A 20,922-nucleotide genomic window follows, 5' to 3' on the forward strand; every position below is an offset into this window, starting at 1 on the left:
CTGAAACACCTTCTTGGCAATGTCGACGGCAATGACGGTTCGTTCCATGATGGCCTCCATTCGATGTTGACGGTGGGACGCTCACTCTGACACTGCCGAGGTGTCGTGCCTAGCAGTAGTAGGAGGGAGGCGCCCATACCATCTGATCAGTTGAGGACAGAGCAAAAAACCGCTGACGCGGTTTTCTTGGTCTGTCCCGCAAGGCGTACTGATCGGTTGAGGACAGAGCAAAAAACCGCTGACGCGGTTTTCTTGGTCTGTCCCGCAAGGTCTCATGAAAGCAGATCGCTCAGCGTGCGTGCGATGACCTTGGTGGCGCGCCGCAGGTCTTCGAGCACCACGCGTTCGTCGTTGCGCTTGGCATGCGACTCGAGCACGGTGCGCGGACCGGCGCCGTAGATCACGCCCGGGATGCCGGCTTCGCCGTACAGACGCACGTCGGTGTAGAGCGGGGTGCCCATGGCCTTGATCGGCTCGCCGAAGAGTTCCTGGCCGTGCTTCTGGATCGCGTCGACCAGCGGCTTGTTGCCGGCCAGCGGCTTCATAGAGTTGGCGAGCAGCATGCGCTTGATGTCGACCGTGATGCCGGGCATCTGCGCGGCGGCATCGGCGATGACCTTGCGGATCGTGGCCTCGACCTCGACCGGGTTCTCCTCGGGGATCATCCGGCGGTCGAGCTTGAAGACCACCTTGCCGGGAACGACGTTGGTGTTGGTGCCGCCCTCGATGCGGCCGACGTTGAGATAGGGGTGCGTGATGCCCTCGACCTTCGACGTCACCTGCTGGTAGAGCGTGTTCTGCGCATAGAGCGCGTTGAGGATGTGGACCGCGCCCTGCAGCGCATCGACACCGGTGGTCGGGATCGCCGCATGCGCCATCTTGCCGTGCACCGTGACTTCCATCTGCAGGCAGCCGTTGTGGGCCGTGACCACTTCGTAGCTGAAGCCGGCCGCGATCATCAGGTCCGGCTTGGTGAGGCCTTGTGCGAGCAGCCAGCCCGGGCCCAGGATGCCGCCGAATTCCTCGTCGTAGGTGAAGTGCAGCTCGACGCTGCCCTTGGCTGGCTTGGCGACGGCTTCGAGCGCACGCACGGCGAAGGTGAAGCTCGCGAAGTCGCTCTTGCTCACCGCCGCGGCGCGGCCGTAGAGGCTGCCGCCGTCGATCTCGCCGCCGTAGGGGTCGTGGGTCCAGCCTTCGCCGGGCGGCACGACGTCGCCGTGGGCGTTGAGGGCCACCGTCCGGCCCCCGTTGCCGTACTTGCGCCGCACGATCAGGTTGGTGATCGATTCGAGGCCGTAGTCCTTCACTTCCTGGGCGGGCACGGCGTGTTTCTCGGCCTCGAAGCCGAAGGCCTGGATCAGCTCGGCGGTGCGTTCGGCATGCGGCGCGTTGTTGCCGGGCGGGGTGTCGGTCGGCACGCGCACCAGCTCCTGCAGGAAGCGCACTTCCTCGTCGAAATGGGCATCGATCCAGGCGTCGAGTTTGGTGTAGTCGGTCATGTCAGAGGGCCGGTTCGGCGGCGAGGTTGTCGAGCAGCAGCTGGAAAGCTTGCACAGCCAGCTGCATGTCGTCGTTGGTGCTCGATTCGAGCGGGTTGTGGCTGATGCCGGAGTTGATGCCACGCACGAAGAGCATGGCCTGCGGCATCACCTCGTGCAGCTTCATCGCGTCGTGGCCGGCGCCGCTGGGCATGCGAAAGAGCGGCACGCCGAGCGTGTCGACCGCCTGCTCCCAGCGCCGCTGCCATTCGGGTGCGCTGGGCGCGGCCGCGGCGCGCATGGTTTCCTCGAGCGTGTGGCGCACGCTGCGGCGCTCGCAGATGTCCTTCAGTGCCGCCACCACGTCGTTGGCCAGTGCATCGCGCTGTTCGTTGTTAGGCGCCCGCAGGTCGAGGCTGAACTTGCAGCGTCCGGGCACCACGTTGATCGAGCCGTTCGGCACTTCGAGCATGCCGACCGTGGCGACCGAGTCGCCGTCCTTGGCGGCGCGCTGCTCTGCGAACAGGATCAGCTCGGCCACGGCGGCCGCGGCGTCGCGGCGACGGTCCATCGGCGTGGTGCCGGCGTGGCTGGCCATGCCGATGACTTCGCCGACATAGCGCACGCTGCCGTTGATCGAGGTCACGATCCCGAGCGGAAGATCGAGCTCGGTCAGCACCGGTCCCTGCTCGATGTGGACTTCGACGAAGCCCAGGTACTTCGAAGGATCGCGCTGCAGCGCGGGGATGTCTTCGTCCTTCAGGCCCGCGTGACGGCGGGCCTCGCGCATCGTGATGCCGTCGGCGTCCTTCTGGTCGAGCCAGCGGTCGTCGAAGTGGCCGATCAGCGCGCCGGAGCCCAGGAAGGTGGCCTTGTAGCGCTGGCCTTCCTCTTCGGCGAAGCCCACCACCTCGAAGGCAAAAGGCAGGCGGCGGTTCTGCCGCTTGAGCTCGCGCACGCAGGCCATCGGCACGAAGATGCCGAGCCGGCCGTCGTACTTGCCGCCATTGCGCACCGTGTCGTAGTGCGAGCCCGTGAGCAGTGCGCGGGCGCCGGGCGTGGCGCCCTCGTAGCGGCCGACCACGTTGCCGACCGCATCGATCTGCACGCTGTCGAAGCCGGCCTCGCGCATGTCGGCCGCGATCTGCGCAGCGCAGGCGCGGTGCGCGTCGGTGAGGTAGGTGACGGTGAGCTGGCCTTTCTCGGCATAGCCCGGGTCGGTGTGGACCGAGAGCTTCTCGTGCCAATCCCAGACCTCGTTGCCGAGCGAGGGCGCGGCGTCGAACTTGTCGTCCAGCCGGATCTCGGCGATGCGGTGGATGTTGCGCAGCGCCTCGCCGAGTTCGAAGTCGGGATGGTGATGCAGCCGGCGCTCGAAGGTGTCGATGATCTCGCGCTTGGCAAGACCGGTGCCGCGCGGGCCGCGCACCGCGAGGATGAACGGAAAGCCGAACTTGGCGTTGTAGTCGGCGTTGAGCTGCTGGATCTTCGCGAACTCTTCCGGCGTGCAGTCGGTCAGGCCGGCCTTGTTCTGCTCGTTGGTCGATTCCGCCGTGAGGCTCTTGCTGACCATCGCCTTGCCGGCGAGTTCCGGGTGGGCACGGATCAGGCCGAGCTGCTCTGCGCGCGAGGCATGGGTCACGGCCTGCACCAGCGCGTGCTTCAGGTGCGGCAGCGACCGGAACGGCCGCGACACCAGCGATCGCGCCGCGATCCATGGCGAATGCTCGTAGACGCCGTCGAGCAGCGCGACGGCTTCGTCGGCCGATGCCGTGTTGAGTTGGTCGATGGTGAGCGCCATGTCAGTCTCCTTGGCGAGTGGCGTAGGGATGCGTCGCCTTCCAGTGCCGCGCGATGTCGAGCCGACTACAGACCCAGACCCGGTCGTGGGTGGCGATGTGATCGAGGAAGCGCTGCAGCGCGGTGATGCGCCCGGGCCGGCCGAGCAGCCGGCAGTGCATGCCGATGCTCATCATCTTCGGCGCCTCGTCGCCTTCGGCGTAGAGGGCGTCGAAGCTGTCCTTCATGTACTGGAAGAAGGGGTCGGCGTGCGAGTAGCCCTGCGGCAGCGCGAAGCGCATGTCGTTGCAGTCGAGCGTGTAGGGCACGATGAGCTGCGGCACCACCGCGCCGTCGGTCTTCTGCACTTTCATCCAGAAGGGCAGGTCGTCGCCGTAGTAGTCGCTGTCGTATTCGAAGCCGCCGTAGTCGGCCACCAGGCGGCGCGTGCGCGGGCTGTCGCGGCCGGTGTACCAGCCGAGCGCGCGTTCGCCGGTGAGCTTCTCGATGGCTTCCATGCCGAGGCGCATGTGTTCGCGCTCGGTGGCTTCGTCGAGGTTCTGGTAGTGGATCCAGCGCCAGCCGTGGCAGGCGATCTCGTGGCCCAGTTCCTTGAAGGCCGAGGCCAGCTCGGGGTAGCGCGCGAGCGCCATGCCGACGCCGAACACGGTCAGCGGCAGGCCGCGCTTCTCGAACTCGCGCAGGATGCGCCAGACGCCGGCGCGCGAGCCGTATTCGTAGATCCCCTCCATGCTGATGTGGCGCTCGGGATAGCTCGCGGGATTGAACATCTCGGAGAGGAACTGCTCGCTGCCGGCGTCGCCGTGCAGCACGCAGTTCTCGCCGCCTTCCTCGTAGTTGAGGACGAACTGGACCGCGATGCGGGCCCGGCCGGGCCATTGGGCGTGCGGTGGATTGCGGCCGTAGCCGACCAGATCGCGGGGATAGGGCAGGGTGGTGTCGTAGACGCTCATGGTGTCATGCCAGTGCGAGTGTGATGTCGTGTGTCGGAACCTTGCGGTCGAAGGTGAGGTTGGCCTCGACGTGCTCGAGGTGCTCGGTCATGAGGCGCACGGCGCGCTCCTCGTCCTTGGCGGCCAGGGCCTTGACGATGTCGGCGTGCTCGTCGTTCGAATGCTCGGCCGCGGTGGCGCTCTGGTACATCAGCGTGATCAGCGCGCAGCGCGAGATCAGCTCGCCGAGGATCTGCGCCAGCACGGTGTTGCCCATCAGCTCGGCCATGCGCACGTGGAAGTCGCCGAGCAGCTCGGTGCGGCCCGAGATGTCCTCGCCCGACACCGCGGCCTTCTCGAGCGCCACATGCTCCTTGAGCGCCTTGATCTTGGCCGGCGTGACGCTGCGCACGAAGGCGCGCGTCATCTCGGCCTCGAGCATGCGCCGCACCGCGAACACCTGCCTGGCCTCGTCGACCGCGGGCGCCGCCACGAAGGCCCCGCGCGCGGGTTCGAGGCGGATCAGCTTGTTCTGCGACAGCTGGAACAGCGCCTGCCGCACCAGCGTGCGCGAGACGCCGAAGTGGTCGGCCAGCTTCTGTTCGGCCAGCTTGCTGCCGGGCTGCAGCCGGTGCTCCACAATGGCCTTGGTGAGTGCGTCGACGATCGCGCGGGTGGTGGTCGAGTCCATGTTTTTGATGATAGACCCAAAGCCAAGAACTGTATACACTTTTGTCGACCGTAATTTCCCCAATGCATTGAAGGAGCAGATCGATGGGCCTGAGCACTCACGTACTGGACACCATGCACGGCAGCCCCGCCGCCGGCATGGAGGTGGCGCTGTTCACGACCGACGGCACAGGCGAGGGCGCCCGCGCCACGCTGGTGCGGCGTTTCACGCTGAACGCCGACGGCCGCAGCGACGGCCCGCTGTACGACAACAGCACGCTGAAGGTCGGGACCTACCGGCTGGTGTTCGATGTCGCTGGCTACTTCAAGGCCCGCGGCGTGACCTTGCCCGAGCCGAATTTTCTCAATCGCGTGGCCCTGGACTTCGGTGTCGCGCACACCGACCAGCACTACCACGTGCCGCTCCTGGTGAGCCCGTGGAGCTACTCCACTTACCGGGGCTCGTGACCTACTGCTGGCCTTCGCTCAGGGTATCGAGTTGGAAATGACCGCCTTCGTCCCACAGCCAGGTGTCGGTCCAGGTCACCTTGCCGAGCCGCGTCGCTGCCGGGTAGGGCGCGTCCATGAGCACCGTGCGCTCGATCTCGGCGATCACCTCGGGCGCATGCGTCGGTGCCCGCATCCAGTGCATCGACAGCACCCTGCCGTCGGCATCGAGGTTGACCTGCAGCGTGCCGACCGCGTAGAGCAGCGGCGGCAGCTTGCCGCCGTAGATCCGGTCCTTGTTGATCTCGTAGACGTGGCGGGCGGCATCCTTGCGGTAGTCGCGCGCCGTGGCGGCGTTCGATGCGCGCGGCTTGCCGCGGCTGTGGTCGCCGGGCTCGGGGCGGGCGCTGCTGAGCTGGCCCGGCACGGCGCCGGTCGGCGCGGTGCTGCAGCCGGCCAGCCAGAGGCTGGCGAGGAGGGCGGCCGCCAGGGCGAGACGGCGCGAGGTGGTCTGAAATTGCATCGGCGGGTTTATACCGTGCCCGGCCGGGCGCCGCGCAACCGGAGGTATCGCACATGACCGGCGCCGTCGACGACTTGCTGCTTCGCCTGCAGCGCCAGCGCGGCGTGCTGGTGCGCGTTGCCTCGACCCAGGGCTCCGCCCCCCGCGAGGCCGGCACCTGGATGGCGGTCTGGCCCGATGGGCTGACGGCCACCATCGGCGGCGGGCAGCTCGAATTCCAGGCCACCGACGAGGCCCGCGCCTGGCTGGCCGGCGGCCCGCCGATCGAGGGTGTGCGGCGCTATCCGCTGGGCCCGAGCCTGGGCCAGTGCTGCGGCGGCGTGGTGTTCCTGTCCTACCAGCTGATCGATGCCGCCGACGCGGCTTCGCTGCAGTCCGAACTGCTGGCGCAGTTGGCGCCGGTCGCGCTGTTCGGCGGCGGCCACGTGGGCGCGGCGCTGGCGCGGCTGCTGGCGACGCTGCCGTTCGCGGTGCGCTGGATCGACAGCCGGGACGGTGTCTTCCCGGCCGAACTGCCGGCGCAGATCGAGACCGAGCATTCCGATCCGGTGCAGCAGGCGGTGGCGCAGCTGGCGCCAGGCTCGCGCGTGCTGATCATGAGCTTCAGCCATGCCGAAGACCTGGACATCGTGATCGCCTGCCTCAAGCGGCTGCGCGAGCGCGATGACCTGCCCTACATCGGCCTGATCGGCAGCAAGACCAAATGGGCGACCTTCAGGCACCGGCTCGAGGCGCGGGGCTTCACGGCCGGCGAGATGGACCGCGTGACCTGCCCGATCGGCGTGCCCGGCATCACCGGGAAGGAGCCCGAGGTGATCGCGGTGGCGGTGGCGGCACAATTGTTGCAATCGCTCCCGGCTGCATGAGGGGCGCTCAGGGTTTTCCAGCACGCCAAGCGATGCAAAATCCACGAGCCAGCCCCTAAAAGTGTATACACTTCAGTCCACAACAAGCCGCAGCGGAGCGAGATTCCACCCCGGGTCTGCGTTCGCGGCACTTTCTCTGCTTACAGCGCCCGCAGTGGTGAGCAGGTCGGAACACCTCGGTGCCCCCATGCGCCGACAAGGTTGAGAGCAAATGGAAAGCTACTACCTCGACTGGGCCAACCTGCTCCTGCGCTGGGTCCATGTCATCACGGCCGTCGCCTGGATCGGCGCGTCCTTCTACTTCGTGATGCTGGACAACAGCCTCGAGAAGCCCGAAGACCAGGAATCGCTCGACAAGGGCGTCGGCGGCGAGCAGTGGGCGGTGCACGGCGGCGGCTTCTACAACATGCAGAAGTACGCGCTGGCGCCCAAGCGCCTGCCCGATCACCTGCACTGGTCGTACTGGGAGAGCTATTCGACCTGGCTCACCGGCTTTGCGCTGTTCACGATGTCCTATCTGTGGAACGCCAGCACCTACCTGATCGACAAGTCCAGGATGGACTGGCAGCCCGGGGCCGCGATCGGCGTCGCGCTGGCCTTCTTCGTGGTCTTCTGGATGGTCTACGACAGCATCTGCCAGCTGTTCGGCCGGCGCAAGAACGGCGACACCATCGTCGGCGTGCTGGTCGCGGTCTTCATCGCCTTCGCGGCCTGGCTGGCCTGCCAGTGGTTCGCCGGCCGGGCGGCCTTCCTGCTGGTCGGCGCAATGATGGCCACCACCATGAGCGGCAACGTGTTCTTCTGGATCATCCCCGGCCAGCGCAAGAACGTGCAGGCGCTGCGCGAAGGCAAGCCGGTGGATCCGGTGCACGGCCAGCGCGGCAAGCAGCGCAGCGTGCACAACACCTACTTCACGCTGCCGGTGCTGTTCGCGATGCTGAGCAACCACTACAGCTTCACCTATACGCACAAATACAACTGGATCGTGCTGCTGCTGATCATGCTCGGCGGCGCGGCGATCCGGCAGTTCTTCGTGGTGCGGCACCGCTTCAAGCTCGGCAACGCGCGCAACCCGATCCCCTACGCGCTGTTCGGCATTGCGGTGCTGGGCCTGACCATCATCTGGATGAAGCCCGAGCCGGCGGCGGCACCGGCGCCCGGCGCGGCGGTGCAGAAGGTCAGCTTCGGCGAAGTGCAGAAGGTGCTCGAGCAACGCTGCTACATGTGCCACGGCGCGCAGGTGCAGATGAAGAACGTGCGCCTCGACACGGCCGACCAGGTCGCGGCGCATGCGCAGGCGGTGTACCAGCAGGTGGTGGTCACCAAGATCATGCCGATGAACAACGCGACCGGCATCACCGACGCCGAGCGGGCCCTGATAGGCAAGTGGTTCGAAGGCGGTGCGAACACGAAGTAGCATCTTGCGCAGGAGACAAGCAAGACCATGACCCCGACGACTCCCCGGCCGATCCCCGACGCGCATTCGGCCCCGCGTGAATTTCTCGAGCACCTCTACCGCGTGGCGGTCGAGCGGGCGCTGCCGTTGGCCAGCATGGGCGCCTACCTGCCCGCACCGCCCAAGGGGCGCACGCTGGTGCTCGGCGCCGGCAAGGCCGGTGGCTCGATGGCCCAGGCGCTCGAGGCGCTCTGGCCGGCGGACGCTCCGCTTTCCGGCCTGGTGGTCACGCGTTATGGCCACATCCCGCCGCGTCCCGCGGGGCTGGCATCGCGCATCGAACTGGTCGAGGCCGCGCACCCGGTGCCCGACCAGGCGGGGCTCGACGCCGCCCAGCGCATCCTCGCGCTGACCCAGGGGCTGACGGCCGATGACCTGGTGCTGTGCCTGATCTCGGGCGGCGGCTCCTCGCTGCTGACCCTGCCGGCCGAAGGCCTCACGCTGGCCGACAAGCAGCGCATCAACACCCAGCTGCTCGAGTCGGGCGCCCACATCGGCGAGATGAACTGCGTGCGCAAGCACCTCTCGCGCATCAAGGGCGGCCGGCTCGCCGCAGCCTGCGCACCGGCGAGGGTCGTGACCCTGACCATCAGCGACGTCCCGGGCGACGACCCGGCCGTGATCGCCAGCGGCCCCACCGTGCCCGATGCGAGCCGCTGCGCCGATGCGCTGGCGATCCTCGACCGCTACCGGATCGAGGTGCCCGCGGCGGTGCGGGCCCGGCTCGAAAGCGGTGCGCTCGAGACCCCGAAGCCGGGCGATGCCGTGTTCGACGGCCACCTGACCCACGTGATCGCGGCCCCGCAGCAATCGCTCGAGGCGGCCGCGGCGGCAGCGCGCGCGGCCGGCATCGAGGCCCATGTCCTGAGCGACGAGATCGAAGGCGAATCGCGCGAGGTCGGCAAGGTGCACGGCGCCCTGGCGCGCTCGGTGTCGCTGCGTGGCGCGCCCTTCGCCAAGCCCTGCGTGATCCTGTCGGGCGGCGAGACCACGGTCACGATCCGGCCGCGGCAACCCGGGAAGGCCAAGGGCCGCGGCGGCCGGGCGGGCGAATTCTGCATGGGTCTGGCGGGCGCGCTGGCCGGCCGCGAGGGCGTCTGGGCGCTGGCCGCCGACACCGACGGCATCGACGGCGTCGAGGACAACGCCGGCGCCGTCGTCACGCCCGACACGCTGCGCCGGGCCGAGGCGGCGGGCGTCAAGCTGGCCGACCATCTCGACCGCAACGACGCCTACGGCTACTTCGACGCCATCGGCGACCTGCTGGTGACGGGGCCGACCCATACCAACGTCAACGATTTCCGGGCCCTGCTGATCCTGTAGCGCCCGGCTGACACGCTCGGCGCGTTGGCTGATGAGAGAATCAGCGACAACGCCGAGCCTCATGAATCCACCCCACGACCTGCGCCCGGCGCCCCGCCCCTTCGAGAGCTGGAAAGTCGAGATCTGGTTGCGCATCCGCCGCCACTTCGCCTTGAAGGTGGTCGGCACCACGGCCTTCACCTGGCTGTTCTTCATCGGCTACTTCCATCTGCTGCGCCAGCCCGCCGGTCCGGTCACGGTGATGCCGCTGACCGCACTCGACCACCTGATCCCGTTCCAGCCGCAGGCGCTGGTCGCCTATTTCTCGCTCTGGCTGTACGTGGGCGTCGCGCCCGGCCTGCAGCTCACGTTCAGGGAGCTGGTGGTGTATGGGCTCTGGGTCGGAGCCCTGTGCCTGACCGGCCTTGCGGCCTTCTTCTTCTGGCCGACGCAGATCCCGCCAATGACGCTGCCGCCGACCGATTTCCCCGGCTTCGCGATCCTGCAGGGGGTCGACGCCGCCGGCAACGCCTGCCCGTCGATGCACGTGGCCATCGCGATCTACACCGCCATCTGGATCGAGCACATCCTGCGCCAGGCGGGTGCGCCGATGCTCCTGCGATTGGCCAACGGACTGTGGTTCGCCGCCATCGCCTGGTCGACCGTGGCGATCAAGCAGCATGTGGTGCTCGACGTGGTCGCGGGGGCGGTGCTCGGCATCGTGTTCGTGCTGCCGTCGCTGCGCTGGCGGCCGCGCCCGGCCGCGATTCCGGCCGTTTGGAGCGGATATCATGAGGCGACATTGCCCGCGGGCCGGTTCGGCGGACGAGCCAGGAGGAGCTGAGACTCGTGGGCCGACATCCACAACATCGCCGTCTGCCAGGGAGACGGCCAGAAATGACGACGGACACCGCACGATGAGTTCGCTGAAGGAATTGCAGGACCTGATCCACGAGAAGTACGGCATCGAGGCGTCCGCGCTGGACCCGGAGGCCTCGATGCGCGAGAAGGGTTTCGATTCGCTGGCGCTGGTCGAGTTCGTGTTCGCGATCGAGGACCATTTCGGCATCACGATGCCCGACGATGACCCGAACATCGACACGCTGGCCCAGCTCGCCGCGGTGGTCGACAAGGTCAGGGCGAAGCAGACCGCGTGAACGCAGTCGCCGTCACCGGCCTGGGGGTCGTGGCTCCCCACGGCGATGATCCCGGCCACCTTTTCGATGCCCTGCTGCGCGGCGATTCGGCGCTCGAACCGGTCTTTCCCGAACTGCCCAAGCCGGCGGTCGCGGCCCGGGCCGCCTTCGACGAATCGCGCTGGTTCACCAAGCTGCAGCTCGCCGGCGTCGACCGTGTGAGCCAGCTCGCCGTGGCCGCGGCCGACCTGGCCATGCGGGATGCCGGCGCCGTCGGCGCGCTCGATCCCGAGCGCATCGGCGTGTTCGCCGGCTGCGGCATGGGCGGTGCCGCGGCGCTCGAGGCCGCCTACCGCGGCGGCGGGCGCGTGCCGCCCTTGACCATCCCGGCCTTCATGCCCAACGCGCCGGCCTCGCACGTGGCGATGCGCCAGGGCGTGCAGGGCCCGGTGCTGACCTACTCGGTGGCTTGCGCCTCGTCCTCGGTGGCGATCGCCGAGGCGGCCAAGGCGGTGCAGCGCGGCGATGTCGACGTCGCGATCGCCGGCGGCAGCGAGGCGCTGATCGTGCCCGGCGTCGTGCTCGCCTGGCAGGCGATGCAGACCCTGGCCAGCGTCAAGCCCGGCGAAGAGGCGCGCTCGGTGCGGCCCTTCGCCAGCGATCGCAGCGGCTTCGCGCTCGGCGAGGGCGCCGCCTTCCTGGTGCTCGAATCGGCCGAGCGGGCGCGGCGGCGCGGCGCGCGGACCTATGCCCGGCTGGCGGGCTGGGGCCTCAGCTGCGACGCCACGCACCTGACCAAGCCGGACGCCCCCGGCCAGGCGCGCGCGCTGCGCCAGGCACTGCGCCTGGCCGGCCTGCAGCCCCGCGACGTCGGCTACTGCAATGCCCATGGAACCGCCACCCGCATCGGCGACGTGGTCGAGCGCGAAGCCCTGGCCGAAGTCTGGGGCGACGACCTCGACCGCCTGCGCGTGAGTTCCACCAAGGCGCTGCATGGGCACCTGCTCGGTGCCGCCGGCGCGCTGGAGGCCGCGGCCACGGTGCTGGCGCTGCATCGGCGCGCGCTGCCGCCGAACATGCACGGCGCCGCGGTCGATCCGGCCTGCGCCCTGAACCTGGTGGCGCCCGACGACACGGCGGCGCCCGACCTGCACGCCGCCATCAGCAATTCATTCGCCTTCGGCGGCACGAATTCGGTGCTCCTGTTCTGCCGCGGCTGATGGCTAAACTGCTTTTTCACATCGCTTGGGATTGGACGACATGAACAGACGCTTCGCTGCCCTGGCCGCACTGGCCCTTCCGCTGCTGATCTCGGCCTGCGCGAGCGTCGGCGGTCCGACGGTCAGGATCGACGTCGATCCGGGCGCCGATCTATCGCGCGTGCGCACCTACAGCTGGGTGGCCCGGCCCGACGGCGGAACGCCGCTGATGCAGCAGCGCATCGTCGACGGCATCGATTCGAGGCTGCAGGCCAAGGGCTGGAAGCTGGCGCCGAATGGCGACATCCATGTGTCGGCGCACGTGTCGTCGTCCGAGAAGGAAAGCCAGGGCGCCTACTACAACCGCGTGGGCTACGTGGGCTGGGGCGGCTTCGGGCCGCCGGCACCCAACACGGCAGCACCCACCGACACCTACGAAGTCGGCACGCTGGTGGTCGAGATGGTCAATGCGCAGAGCAAGCGCTCGGCGTGGCGCGGCACCGCGAGCGGCACCTTGCACGACGACCCGGCGAAGATGAATGCGCTCTTGCAGGCGGCGCTGGACAAGATGTTCACCGGATTCCCCCCGAAGTAAGCCAGGGTCCGCGGGCCGCGGACCCGTGGCGTTGCGGGTCAGTGGTTATCTCGGGGGATGCCGAAGGTCGCGTGGATCTTCTGGTACTTCACGGCCGGCTTCAGCACCATGCCCTGCGACAGCTCGTCGACGATGCCGCGCTGGATCTCCTGCCAGGGCGTCTGGCTCGGCGGGAAGGGGTAGCCGCCGGCGGCGGCCAGCTCCGCGCGCCGACGGTCGAGTTCCTCGTCGGAAACCAGCATGTTGGCGGTGCGCTTCTTGAGGTCGATGCGCACGCGGTCGCCCGTGCGCACCAGCGCCAGTCCACCGCCGGTCGCGGCCTCGGGCGAGGCGTTGAGGATCGACGGCGAGCCGGAGGTGCCGGACTGCCGGCCGTCGCCGATGCAGGGCAGGGCGGTGATGCCCTTCTTGATCAGGTAGGAAGGCGCCCGCATGTTGACCACCTCGGCCGCGCCCGGGTAGCCGACCGGGCCGACGCCGCGCATGAACAGCACGCTGTGCGGGCCGATCTTCATTTTCGGATCGTCGATGCGGTGGTGGTAGTCCTCCGGGCCGTCGAAGACCACGGCCGTGCCCTCGAAGGCCATCGGGTCCTTCGGGTCCTCGAGGTAGCGGTCGTGGAATTCGGGCGTGATCACGCTGGTCTTCATGATCGCCGAGTCGAACAGGTTGCCCTTGAGGTTCAGGAAGCCGGCGTTCTTCTTCATCGGCTTGGCATAGGGCCAGATCACGGCGCGGTCGCTGGTGAACTTGCCCTCGCAGTTCTCGATCAGCGTCTTGCCGTTGGCCGTGAGGGCCGGCTTGATCTTGCCCTTGGCGATCAGCTCGGCGACCACCGCGGGCACGCCGCCGGCGCGGTAGTAGTCCTCGCCGAGGTACTCGCCGGCGGGCTGCAGGTTGACGATCAGCGGGATCTTGTAGCCGATCTTCTCCCAGTCGTCGGGCGTGAGTTCAACGCCGATGTGGCGCGCGATCGCGACCAGGTGCACCGGCGCGTTGGTCGAGCCGCCGAGCGCGGAGTTGACCACGATCGCGTTCTCGAAGGCCTCGCGGGTCATGATGTCGGAGGGCTTCAGGTTCTCGCGCACCATCTCGACGATGCGCTTGCCGGTCATGTAGGCCATCTCCTGGCGGTCGCGGTAGGGCGCGGGAATCGCGGCGCTGCCGGGCAGCGTCATGCCGAGCGCCTCGGCCAGCGAGTTCATGGTCGACGCCGTGCCCATCGTGTTGCAGTGCCCGGTCGAGGGCGCCGATGACGCGACCAGCTTGAGGAACTCCTGGTAGCCGATCTCGCCGGCCGCCATCATCTCGCGCGCGCGCCAGACGATGGTGCCCGAACCGGTGCGGTCGCCCTTGTACCAGCCGTTGAGCATCGGCCCCGAGTTGAGCGCGATCGCAGGGATGTCGACCGTGGCGGCCGCCATCAGCTGGGCCGGGGTGGTCTTGTCGCAGCCGGTGGTGAGCACCACGCCATCGATCGGATAGCCGTAGAGCACCTCGACCAGCGACAGGTATTGCAGGTTGCGGTCGAGCGCCGCGGTCGGCCGTTTGCAGGTCTCCTGGATCGGGTGGATCGGGAACTCGAAGGCGATGCCGCCGGCGTCGCGGATGCCTTCGCGCGTGCGTTCGGCCAGCACGAGGTGGTGGCGGTTGCAAGGCGCGATGTCGGAGCCGGTCTGGGCGATGCCGATGATCGGCCGGCCCGACTGCAGCTCGTCGAAGCCGAGCCCGAAGTTCATGGTGCGCTCGAGATAGAGCGCCGTCATGTCGGCGTTGGCCGGGTTGTCGAACCAGGCCTGCGAGCGCAGCGCGAGGGGCTTCGGCTTGGTGGCCGGGGTCTTTTTCTTCGTGGGGCTTTTCATCAGGACATTCCCTTCAAGGTCTGGTCTGCGTTCGGCAGCGCCGCGCAGTCGTCGATGTATTGCCGGACGATATCGGCAAAGTTCTCGTGCGGCAGCAGGCCCAGGCGCGCGGCCCGTGCGGCGCTGGCGCCGCCCGGCCAGTTGGCCACGATGCCGGCGATGCGCTCGTCGCGCTCGAAGCGCACCAGCGCGCGGACCTTCGGGCCGGCCACCGCCTCGAGGGCGTCGAGCATGTCGGCCACGCGCACGTTGAGTGCCGGCAGGTTGAGCGCCGTACGGCCGCAGAAAGCCTCGCGCGTGGCTTCGTAGACCGCGATCAGGCCGTCGACGGTGCGGGTCGGCGAGGACATGGGATGCGACACCTCGGGCGAGACCGGGCAGATGGCTTCGACCCCCGCCAGCGGCTCGCGGATGATGCCGCTGAAGAACGAGGAGGCGGCGCCGTTGGGCCGGCCGGGCCGCACGGTGACGGTCATGAGGCGCGCCGCGCGGCCGTCGACGTAGCCCTTGCGGGTGTAGTCGGCCACGAGGTGCTCGCAGATCAGCTTCTGGGTGCCGTAGGAGGTCTGCGGCGCCGGCAGCGTGTCGTCGGCCACGAGCTTGGGCAGGGGCACCGCCGGGTCGGGCCCGAACACCGCCACCGAACTCGAGAACACCAGCCGCGCGACCTTGCCCCCGCCGTTGACGTGGGCCCGCAGCGCATCGAGCAGGGCCCGGGTGCTGTCCAGATTGGAGCGCAGGCCGAGGTCGAAGTCGAGCTCGCATTCGCCCGACACGGCCGAGGCCAGGTGGAAGATGCCGTCGAAGGGCTCCTCGCGCAGCGCCTCGGTGTGGGTCAGCAGCGGGCCGGTGCGGGCCTCGACCCGGGCGTCGGCGAGCAGGTCGGCAGGCGGGGGCGCGATGTCGGTCAGGACCATGCGCTCGATGCGCTGGCCGTCCAGGGTGCCGCGGGCGAGCAGGGCGCGGGCGAGCCGGGCCCCCACGAAGCCCCCGCCGCCGGTGATCATCAGTTTCATTTCGGTCTCCTTCAGTGCTTTGCTTGTCGATCGGGTGCGGGTGCGGGGCGCGCGGCGCGTGCGACCCGGGCGGCGGCCTGGCGGCGCCGGCCATCGATGATGCCGCCTTCGACCAGCCGCTGCTCGCCGCGGATCAGGTGTTCGTTGGCATGCTGCCGGGCAGCCACCGGATCGTGGGCCGCGATAGCGTCGAAGATGGCGCGGTGCTCGCTCTGGACCGCAGTCATGAAATCGGCCCGCCGGGCCTCGTTGCCGCGCGTGATGCGCATGCCTTCGCGCAGGTACTGTTCGAGGAAGCCGAGCAGCAGCCGGAATTGCGGATTGCCGGTCGATTCGCCGATCACGCGGTGGAAGGCCAAGTCTTCGGCCACGCCGTCGCGGCCCTCGGCCACCGCGGTGTCGATGGCCCCGAGGGCGCGGCGCAGCGCCGCGATCTGGCTGCGCGTGGCGCGCTCGGCGGCCAGCGCGGCGATCTCGCCTTCGAGGACGCGGCGCACCTCGACCACGTGCACCACGGCCTGCACCGAGGTCAGCACGGCCGGGTCGAAGGCCAGCGCCTGGTTCACCGGCGGCGGCGCGACGAACACGCCGGAGCCCTGGCGCGACTGCACCAGCGCCCTGGACTTGAGCTGGTGGACCGCCTCACGCACCACGGTGCGAGAGACGCCGTGGGCGGTGGCCAGCTGCTGCTCGGTCGGCAGCCGGTCGCCGGCCTTCAGCGCGCCGCTGTCGATCTGCGCGCCCAGCAGCGCCGCCAACCGGTCCGACAGCCGGTCGACGACCAGCGGCTGGGGTTGGGGAGAGGCGGAAACCCGCACGGCGGAGGATGAGGAAAAGGCGGTTATCAGGTCATCATACAAATATTGCGCGGGTTAATGCCTAACGGTTTGCCCTGATGCGCGGCCGGTTCGCGATGCCAATACTGCGCGCTTGCGGCGTGGAGTCCTCCATGGCCCGATGTCGACTCGCGACCTTTCAGGACTTCAGTGCATGGCCAGTGTCACGATCCAGTCAGTCAAGAAGAACTTCGGTGATGTCGCCATCCTGCATGGCGTGGACATCGACATCCAGGACGGCTCGTTCACCGTGCTGGTCGGCCCGTCCGGCTGCGGCAAGTCGACCTTGCTGCGCATGATCGCCGGGCTCGAGGAGATCAACGGCGGCGAGATCCGCATCGGGGACAAGCGGGTCAACGACCTGCCGCCCAAGGAGCGCGACATCGCGATGGTGTTCCAGAACTACGCGCTCTATCCGCACATGACGGTGCGCGAGAACATGGCCTTCGCGCTGGCGCTCGCCAAGATGGACAAGCCGACCATCGAGGCCAAGGTCAAGCGCGCGGCCGAGATCCTGGCGCTGGCGCCGCTGCTGGAGCGCTATCCGCGCCAGCTCTCGGGCGGGCAGCGGCAGCGGGTCGCGATGGGACGGGCCATCGTGCGCGATCCGCAGGTGTTCCTGTTCGACGAGCCGCTGTCCAACCTCGACGCCAAGCTGCGGGTGGCGATGCGCAGCGAGATCAAGGAATTGCACCAACGCCTGAAGACCACCTCGATCTACGTCACGCATGACCAGATCGAGGCCATGACCATGGGCGACAAGATCGTCGTGATGCGCGACGGCCGGATCGAGCAGACCGGCAGCCCGCTCGAGCTCTACGACCATCCGGCGAACCAGTTCGTGGCCGGCTTCATCGGCTCGCCGTCGATGAACTTCCTGCCCGGCACCCTGCGCCGCGGCGCCGGCGCGGCCCGGGTCGAGCTGACCGACGGCACCCAGCTCGACGCGCCGCTGGCCGCCGGCGGCGTCGACGGTCAGCCCGTGATCTACGGCACCCGGCCCGAGCACCTGAGCTTGGCCGACGGCGGCGGCATCCCGGCGCGCGTCGCGGTGATGGAGCCGACCGGCATGGACACCTTCGTGGCCTGCCGCCATGAAGGCGTGGAACTGTCGGCGGTGTTTCGCGAGCGCCACGATTTCGCGCCGGGCACCACCATCCACCTGCAGCCCGATCTTCAGCGGGCCCATCTTTTCGATGCAGCTACCGGCCAGAGGCTGGTGGCCTGAGCTTCCCTTTTCGGCCGTTCAACAACAGGAGACATGAATGAGTGATTTCAATCGCCGCAAGATTCTGAAGAGTTCGGCCGGCCTCGCGGCCGCAGCCTCGCTCGGCGTCGGCACCGCGATCTTCTCGCCGCTCGCGAATGCGCAGACCCTGACCTTCAAGCCCGAGAAGGGCGCCAAGCTGCGGGTGCTGCGCTGGAGCCGCTTCGTGCAGGGAGACATCGACGCCTACATGGCCAACGTCAAGCGCTTCAGCGAGGCCACCGGCATCGAGGTGCGGGTCGACAACGAGGGCTGGGAAGACGTGCGGCCCAAGGCTGCGGTGGCGGCCAACACCGGCGCCGGGCCGGACATCATCCTGTCGACCAACGACGACGCCAACCTCTATCCGGACAAGCTGCTCGACGTCACCGACCTGGCGGAATACCTGGGCAAGAAATACGGCGGCTGGTACCCCGCGGGCGAGCTCTTCATGCGGCCCGACGGCAAGAAGTGGATCGGGCTGCCGCTCGGGGCCTCGGGCTCGCTCATCGTCTACCGCGAGAGCATGATCAAGGCGGCCGGCTTCGACAAGTTCCCGACCAACAACGAAGACTTCCTCAAGCTCTACAAGGCGCTGAAGGAGAAGGGCACGCCGGGCGGCATGGCGCTCGGCAACGCGACCGGCGACAGCACCTGGACCAACTGGCTGATCTGGTCCTTCGGCGGCAAGCTGGTCGACAAGAACAACAAGGTGGTCCTCGACAGCCCCGAGACGCTGAAGGCGCTGGAGTACGCCAAGGAGCTCTACGCCAACTTCATTCCCGGCACTTTGTCGTGGCTCGATCCGAACAACAACAAGGCCTTTCTCGACGGCCAGATCAGCGTCACGAACAACGGCATCTCGATCTACTACGCGGCCAAGAACTCACCCGATCCGAAGGTCAAGGAGATGGCGTCGGACATCAACCACGCGGTGTTCCCGGTCGGGCCGGTGGGGGTGCCGACCGAGTCGCACCTGTTCTTCAACCAGATGATCATGAAGTACACCAAGTACCCGCAGGCCTCGAAGGAGTTCCTGCGCTTCATGATGGAGCGGCCGCAGTTCGACGACTGGCTGCAGGGCGCCGGCGGCTACGTGGCGCAGCCGCTGCGGGCCTACGAGGCCAATCCGATCTGGACCTCCGACCCGAAGAACACGCCCTACCGAGATTCGGTCAAGAACCTGCGCCCCGCTGGCTACGAGGGCAAGCTGGGTTACGCATCGGCCGGTGCGGCGGCGGACTTCATCATCCCGAACATGGTGGCCGAGGCGGCCAGCGGGTCGAAGACGCCGAAGGAAGCAGCCGAGCGCGCGCAAAAGCGCGCCGAGCGCTACTACAAGGTCTGACGAAGAACCGCTGCCCATGACCACGCGACTGGCCAGGTTCCAGAACAGCCGCAACGCCCTCGGCTTCATGTTCATGTTGCCGGCGGCGGTGCTGCTGCTGCTGTTCCTGACCTATCCGCTCGGGCTGGGCACCTGGCTCGGCTTCACCGATGCCAAGGTGGGCCGGCCGGGGGAGTGGATCGGCCTGGAGAACTACATCTTCCTCTGGGGTGACTCGGTCACACGGCTGGCGCTCTTCAACACGCTCTTCTACACGGTGGTGGCGAGCGTCTTCAAGTTCCTGCTGGGCCTCTGGCTCGCGGTGCTGCTCAACAAGAACATCCGCTTCAAGACCTTCTTCCGGGCCGTGATCCTGCTGCCCTACATCGTGCCGACCGCGCTGTCGGCGATCGCCTTCTGGTGGATCTACGACTCGCAGTTCTCGATCATCAGCTGGGGGCTCATGAAGCTGGGGCTGATCGATCACTACATCGACTTTCTCGGCGATCCGTGGAATGCGCGCTTCGCGGTGATCGCGGCCAACGTCTGGCGCGGCGTGCCCTTCGTGGCGATCACGCTGCTGGCCGGACTGCAGACGATCTCGCCCTCGTACTACGAGGCCTCGGCGATCGACGGCGCAACACCGTGGCAGCAGTTCCGCCACGTCACGCTGCCGCTGCTGACCCCGATCATTGCGGTGGTGATGACCTTCTCGGTGCTGTTCACCTTCACCGATTTCCAGCTGATCTACGTGATCACGCGCGGCGGCCCCCTGAACGCCACGCACCTGATGGCGACGCTGTCGTTCCAGCGCGCGATCTCGGGCGGCGCGCTGGGCGAGGGCGCGGCGATCGCGATCGCGATGGTGCCCTTCCTGCTGGGCTGCATCATGTTCAGCTACTTCGGCCTTCAAAGACGGGCCTGGCAAAAATGAGCAAATCCGGCCAGATCGATGTCGTCGGCATGAGCTATCTCGATACCGTGCCGCGCAAGGCGGTCACGGTGTACCTGCCGCTGGTGGTGTTCCTGATCGTGCTGCTGTTTCCGTTCTACTGGATGGCGATCACGGCGGTGAAGCCCGAGGTCGAGCTGCTGTCGCGCGAGGGCAATCCGTTCTGGGTCATCGCGCCGACGCTCGCGCATTTCCACAAGCTGCTGTTCGAGACCGCCTATCCGCAATGGCTGTGGAACACGGTGCTGGTGTCGGTGGTGTCGACCTTCGGCTCTCTCGTGGTGTCGGTGCTGGCGGCCTACGCGATCGAGCGGCTGCGCTTCAAGGGCGCGCGCCAGACCGGGCTGGCGATCTTCCTGGCCTACCTGGTGCCGCCGTCGATCCTGTTCATTCCGCTGGCCAACGTGGTCTTCAACCTCGGGCTGTTCGACACCCGCTGGGCGCTGGTCCTGACCTACCCGACTTTCCTGATCCCGTTCTGCACATGGCTCCTGATGGGCTACTTCCGGTCGATCCCGGCCGAACTCGAGGAGTGCGCGCTGATCGACGGTGCCAATCGTTGGCAGATCCTGGTCAAGATCGTGCTGCCGCTCGCGGTGCCGGGGCTGATCTCGGCCGGCATCTTCGCCTTCACGCTGTCATGGAACGAGTTCATCTACGCGTTGACGTTCGTATCGTCGTCGGAGATCAAGACGCTGCCGGTGGGTGTCGTCACGGAACTGGTGCAGGGCGACGTCTACCAGTGGGGGCCGCTGATGGCCGGCGCGCTGCTGGGCTCGCTGCCGGTGGCCTTCATCTACTCGTTCTTCGTCGAGTACTACGTGTCGGGGTTGACCGGGTCGGTCAAGGAGTGAAGGGGGCTGCGGCGTTGCGGGCTGAGGTGTGGGCGTCGGCGGTGGGCGGTATGCGCCGGGCCGGCCGACGTCACCGGCCCTTCGGGCTTCCCTGCGCTGCTCGCGACAGGCGGGGTCCGCGCAAACTCGCTCCGCTTCGCTCCACTCAAACACGCGCGGCCCTGATCCGCCTGCCGCTGCGCTGCTCGGCGGTGCCTCAACGGCCGGCCCGGCGCATACCGCCCACCGCCGCTGACACGTTGGGGTTGCATCGACCTTGGAGACGACACGGATCTTTGATCACCCCCTGAGCCCGGCATGCGGTGCGGGACGGGCGATCCCCTCTGCGCCGCTGAGGAGCGCAGCTTCAGGCGGATAAGGGCCGCGCGTGTTTGAGCGAAGCGAGTTTCGCGTGGACCCCGCCTGGAGCGAGCACCGCAAGGGAGC

20 protein-coding genes are annotated in these 20,922 nt (G+C 68.0%); 12 read left to right on the forward strand and 8 right to left on the reverse strand.

Features of this window, described 5'->3' with window-relative positions; genetic code table 11:
- Window positions 1–272 precede the first annotated feature (272 nt).
- Genes AC1DF3_RS34910 through AC1DF3_RS34925 form a run of 4 tightly spaced genes read right to left on the reverse strand, consistent with a single transcriptional unit; the run spans window position 273 to window position 4,901 of the window.
- Entirely contained in the window at window positions 273–1,499 is a 1,227-nt protein-coding gene (locus tag AC1DF3_RS34910) for a M20 family metallopeptidase (protein ID WP_286536677.1), read from the reverse strand.
- 1 nt (window position 1,500) lies between these two features.
- Window positions 1,501–3,279, reverse strand: a complete 1,779-nt coding sequence (gene uraD / locus AC1DF3_RS34915; RefSeq protein WP_286536676.1) for a 2-oxo-4-hydroxy-4-carboxy-5-ureidoimidazoline decarboxylase — start codon at window positions 3,277–3,279, stop codon at window positions 1,501–1,503.
- Window position 3,280: 1 nt separating this feature from the next.
- Window positions 3,281–4,231: an allantoinase PuuE gene (gene puuE / locus AC1DF3_RS34920; RefSeq protein WP_286536675.1), complete on the reverse strand. Its 951-nt coding sequence runs from the start codon at window positions 4,229–4,231 to the stop codon at window positions 3,281–3,283.
- Between the two features lie 4 nt (window positions 4,232–4,235).
- Window positions 4,236–4,901: a GntR family transcriptional regulator gene (locus AC1DF3_RS34925; RefSeq protein ID WP_286536674.1), complete on the reverse strand. Its 666-nt coding sequence runs from the start codon at window positions 4,899–4,901 to the stop codon at window positions 4,236–4,238.
- Window positions 4,902–4,984: 83 nt separating this feature from the next.
- Between AC1DF3_RS34925 and uraH the strand changes: the two genes are divergently transcribed.
- The gene (gene uraH / locus AC1DF3_RS34930) at window positions 4,985–5,347 is read left to right on the forward strand and encodes a hydroxyisourate hydrolase (RefSeq protein WP_286536673.1); all 363 of its coding nucleotides are present in this window, start codon (window positions 4,985–4,987) and stop codon (window positions 5,345–5,347) included.
- A 1-nt stretch (window position 5,348) separates the two neighbouring features.
- Here the strand turns inward: uraH and AC1DF3_RS34935 are convergent, their stop codons facing one another.
- Window positions 5,349–5,849, reverse strand: a complete 501-nt coding sequence (locus tag AC1DF3_RS34935; RefSeq protein WP_286536672.1) for a hypothetical protein — start codon at window positions 5,847–5,849, stop codon at window positions 5,349–5,351.
- 53 nt (window positions 5,850–5,902) lie between these two features.
- On the opposite strand from AC1DF3_RS34935, the gene xdhC reads away from it, so the two are divergent.
- From xdhC to AC1DF3_RS34970, 7 genes are all read left to right on the forward strand, one after another.
- The gene (gene xdhC / locus AC1DF3_RS34940) at window positions 5,903–6,715 is read left to right on the forward strand and encodes a xanthine dehydrogenase accessory protein XdhC (RefSeq protein WP_286536671.1); all 813 of its coding nucleotides are present in this window, start codon (window positions 5,903–5,905) and stop codon (window positions 6,713–6,715) included.
- A 211-nt stretch (window positions 6,716–6,926) separates the two neighbouring features.
- Window positions 6,927–8,132, forward strand: a complete 1,206-nt coding sequence (locus tag AC1DF3_RS34945; RefSeq protein ID WP_286536670.1) for a urate hydroxylase PuuD — start codon at window positions 6,927–6,929, stop codon at window positions 8,130–8,132.
- A gap of 27 nt (window positions 8,133–8,159) precedes the next feature.
- Window positions 8,160–9,494 carry a glycerate kinase type-2 family protein gene (locus tag AC1DF3_RS34950; protein ID WP_286536669.1) on the forward strand — a complete coding sequence of 445 codons (1,335 nt, stop codon included), beginning with the start codon at window positions 8,160–8,162 and terminating at the stop codon, window positions 9,492–9,494.
- Between the two features lie 61 nt (window positions 9,495–9,555).
- Window positions 9,556–10,317 (forward strand): phosphatase PAP2 family protein, encoded by a 762-nt coding sequence (locus AC1DF3_RS34955; protein WP_286536668.1) that lies wholly within the window; start codon window positions 9,556–9,558, stop codon window positions 10,315–10,317.
- Window positions 10,318–10,390: 73 nt separating this feature from the next.
- On the forward strand, window positions 10,391–10,630 hold the full coding sequence (locus tag AC1DF3_RS34960; protein ID WP_286505053.1) for an acyl carrier protein: 240 nt from the start codon (window positions 10,391–10,393) through the stop codon (window positions 10,628–10,630).
- Window positions 10,627–11,829: a beta-ketoacyl-[acyl-carrier-protein] synthase family protein gene (locus AC1DF3_RS34965; protein WP_286536667.1), complete on the forward strand. Its 1,203-nt coding sequence runs from the start codon at window positions 10,627–10,629 to the stop codon at window positions 11,827–11,829. Before AC1DF3_RS34960 ends, AC1DF3_RS34965 begins: the two co-directional genes overlap by 4 nt.
- A 40-nt stretch (window positions 11,830–11,869) precedes the next feature.
- Window positions 11,870–12,403 (forward strand): DUF4136 domain-containing protein, encoded by a 534-nt coding sequence (locus tag AC1DF3_RS34970; RefSeq protein WP_478142513.1) that lies wholly within the window; start codon window positions 11,870–11,872, stop codon window positions 12,401–12,403.
- 38 nt (window positions 12,404–12,441) lie between these two features.
- On the opposite strand, the gene AC1DF3_RS34975 is transcribed toward AC1DF3_RS34970, so the two are convergent.
- Genes AC1DF3_RS34975 through AC1DF3_RS34985 form a run of 3 tightly spaced genes read right to left on the reverse strand, consistent with a single transcriptional unit; the run spans window position 12,442 to window position 16,099 of the window.
- Entirely contained in the window at window positions 12,442–14,265 is a 1,824-nt protein-coding gene (locus AC1DF3_RS34975; RefSeq protein ID WP_301802255.1) for an IlvD/Edd family dehydratase, read from the reverse strand.
- On the reverse strand, window positions 14,265–15,281 hold the full coding sequence (denD, locus tag AC1DF3_RS34980) for a D-erythronate dehydrogenase (RefSeq protein WP_286536664.1): 1,017 nt from the start codon (window positions 15,279–15,281) through the stop codon (window positions 14,265–14,267). The genes AC1DF3_RS34975 and denD overlap by 1 nt, the downstream gene beginning before the upstream one ends.
- A gap of 11 nt (window positions 15,282–15,292) precedes the next feature.
- Complete coding sequence (locus tag AC1DF3_RS34985; RefSeq protein WP_286536663.1) at window positions 15,293–16,099, reverse strand: FadR/GntR family transcriptional regulator; 807 nt, start codon at window positions 16,097–16,099, stop codon at window positions 15,293–15,295.
- A gap of 172 nt (window positions 16,100–16,271) precedes the next feature.
- On the opposite strand from AC1DF3_RS34985, the gene AC1DF3_RS34990 reads away from it, so the two are divergent.
- Genes AC1DF3_RS34990 through AC1DF3_RS35005 form a run of 4 tightly spaced genes read left to right on the forward strand, consistent with a single transcriptional unit; the run spans window position 16,272 to window position 20,496 of the window.
- A complete protein-coding gene (locus AC1DF3_RS34990; RefSeq protein ID WP_286536662.1) occupies window positions 16,272–17,345 on the forward strand; it encodes an ABC transporter ATP-binding protein in 1,074 nt (357 codons plus the stop codon).
- A 37-nt stretch (window positions 17,346–17,382) separates the two neighbouring features.
- Window positions 17,383–18,711, forward strand: coding sequence for an ABC transporter substrate-binding protein (locus tag AC1DF3_RS34995; protein WP_478142514.1), 1,329 nt, complete (start codon window positions 17,383–17,385; stop codon window positions 18,709–18,711).
- 16 nt (window positions 18,712–18,727) lie between these two features.
- Window positions 18,728–19,624 (forward strand): carbohydrate ABC transporter permease, encoded by an 897-nt coding sequence (locus AC1DF3_RS35000; protein WP_478142515.1) that lies wholly within the window; start codon window positions 18,728–18,730, stop codon window positions 19,622–19,624.
- Window positions 19,621–20,496 carry a carbohydrate ABC transporter permease gene (locus tag AC1DF3_RS35005; RefSeq protein ID WP_478142516.1) on the forward strand — a complete coding sequence of 292 codons (876 nt, stop codon included), beginning with the start codon at window positions 19,621–19,623 and terminating at the stop codon, window positions 20,494–20,496. The genes AC1DF3_RS35000 and AC1DF3_RS35005 overlap by 4 nt, the downstream gene beginning before the upstream one ends.
- The last annotated feature ends 426 nt before the right edge of the window (window positions 20,497–20,922 follow it).

The organism is Variovorax sp. 10N432 (assembly GCF_056394465.1).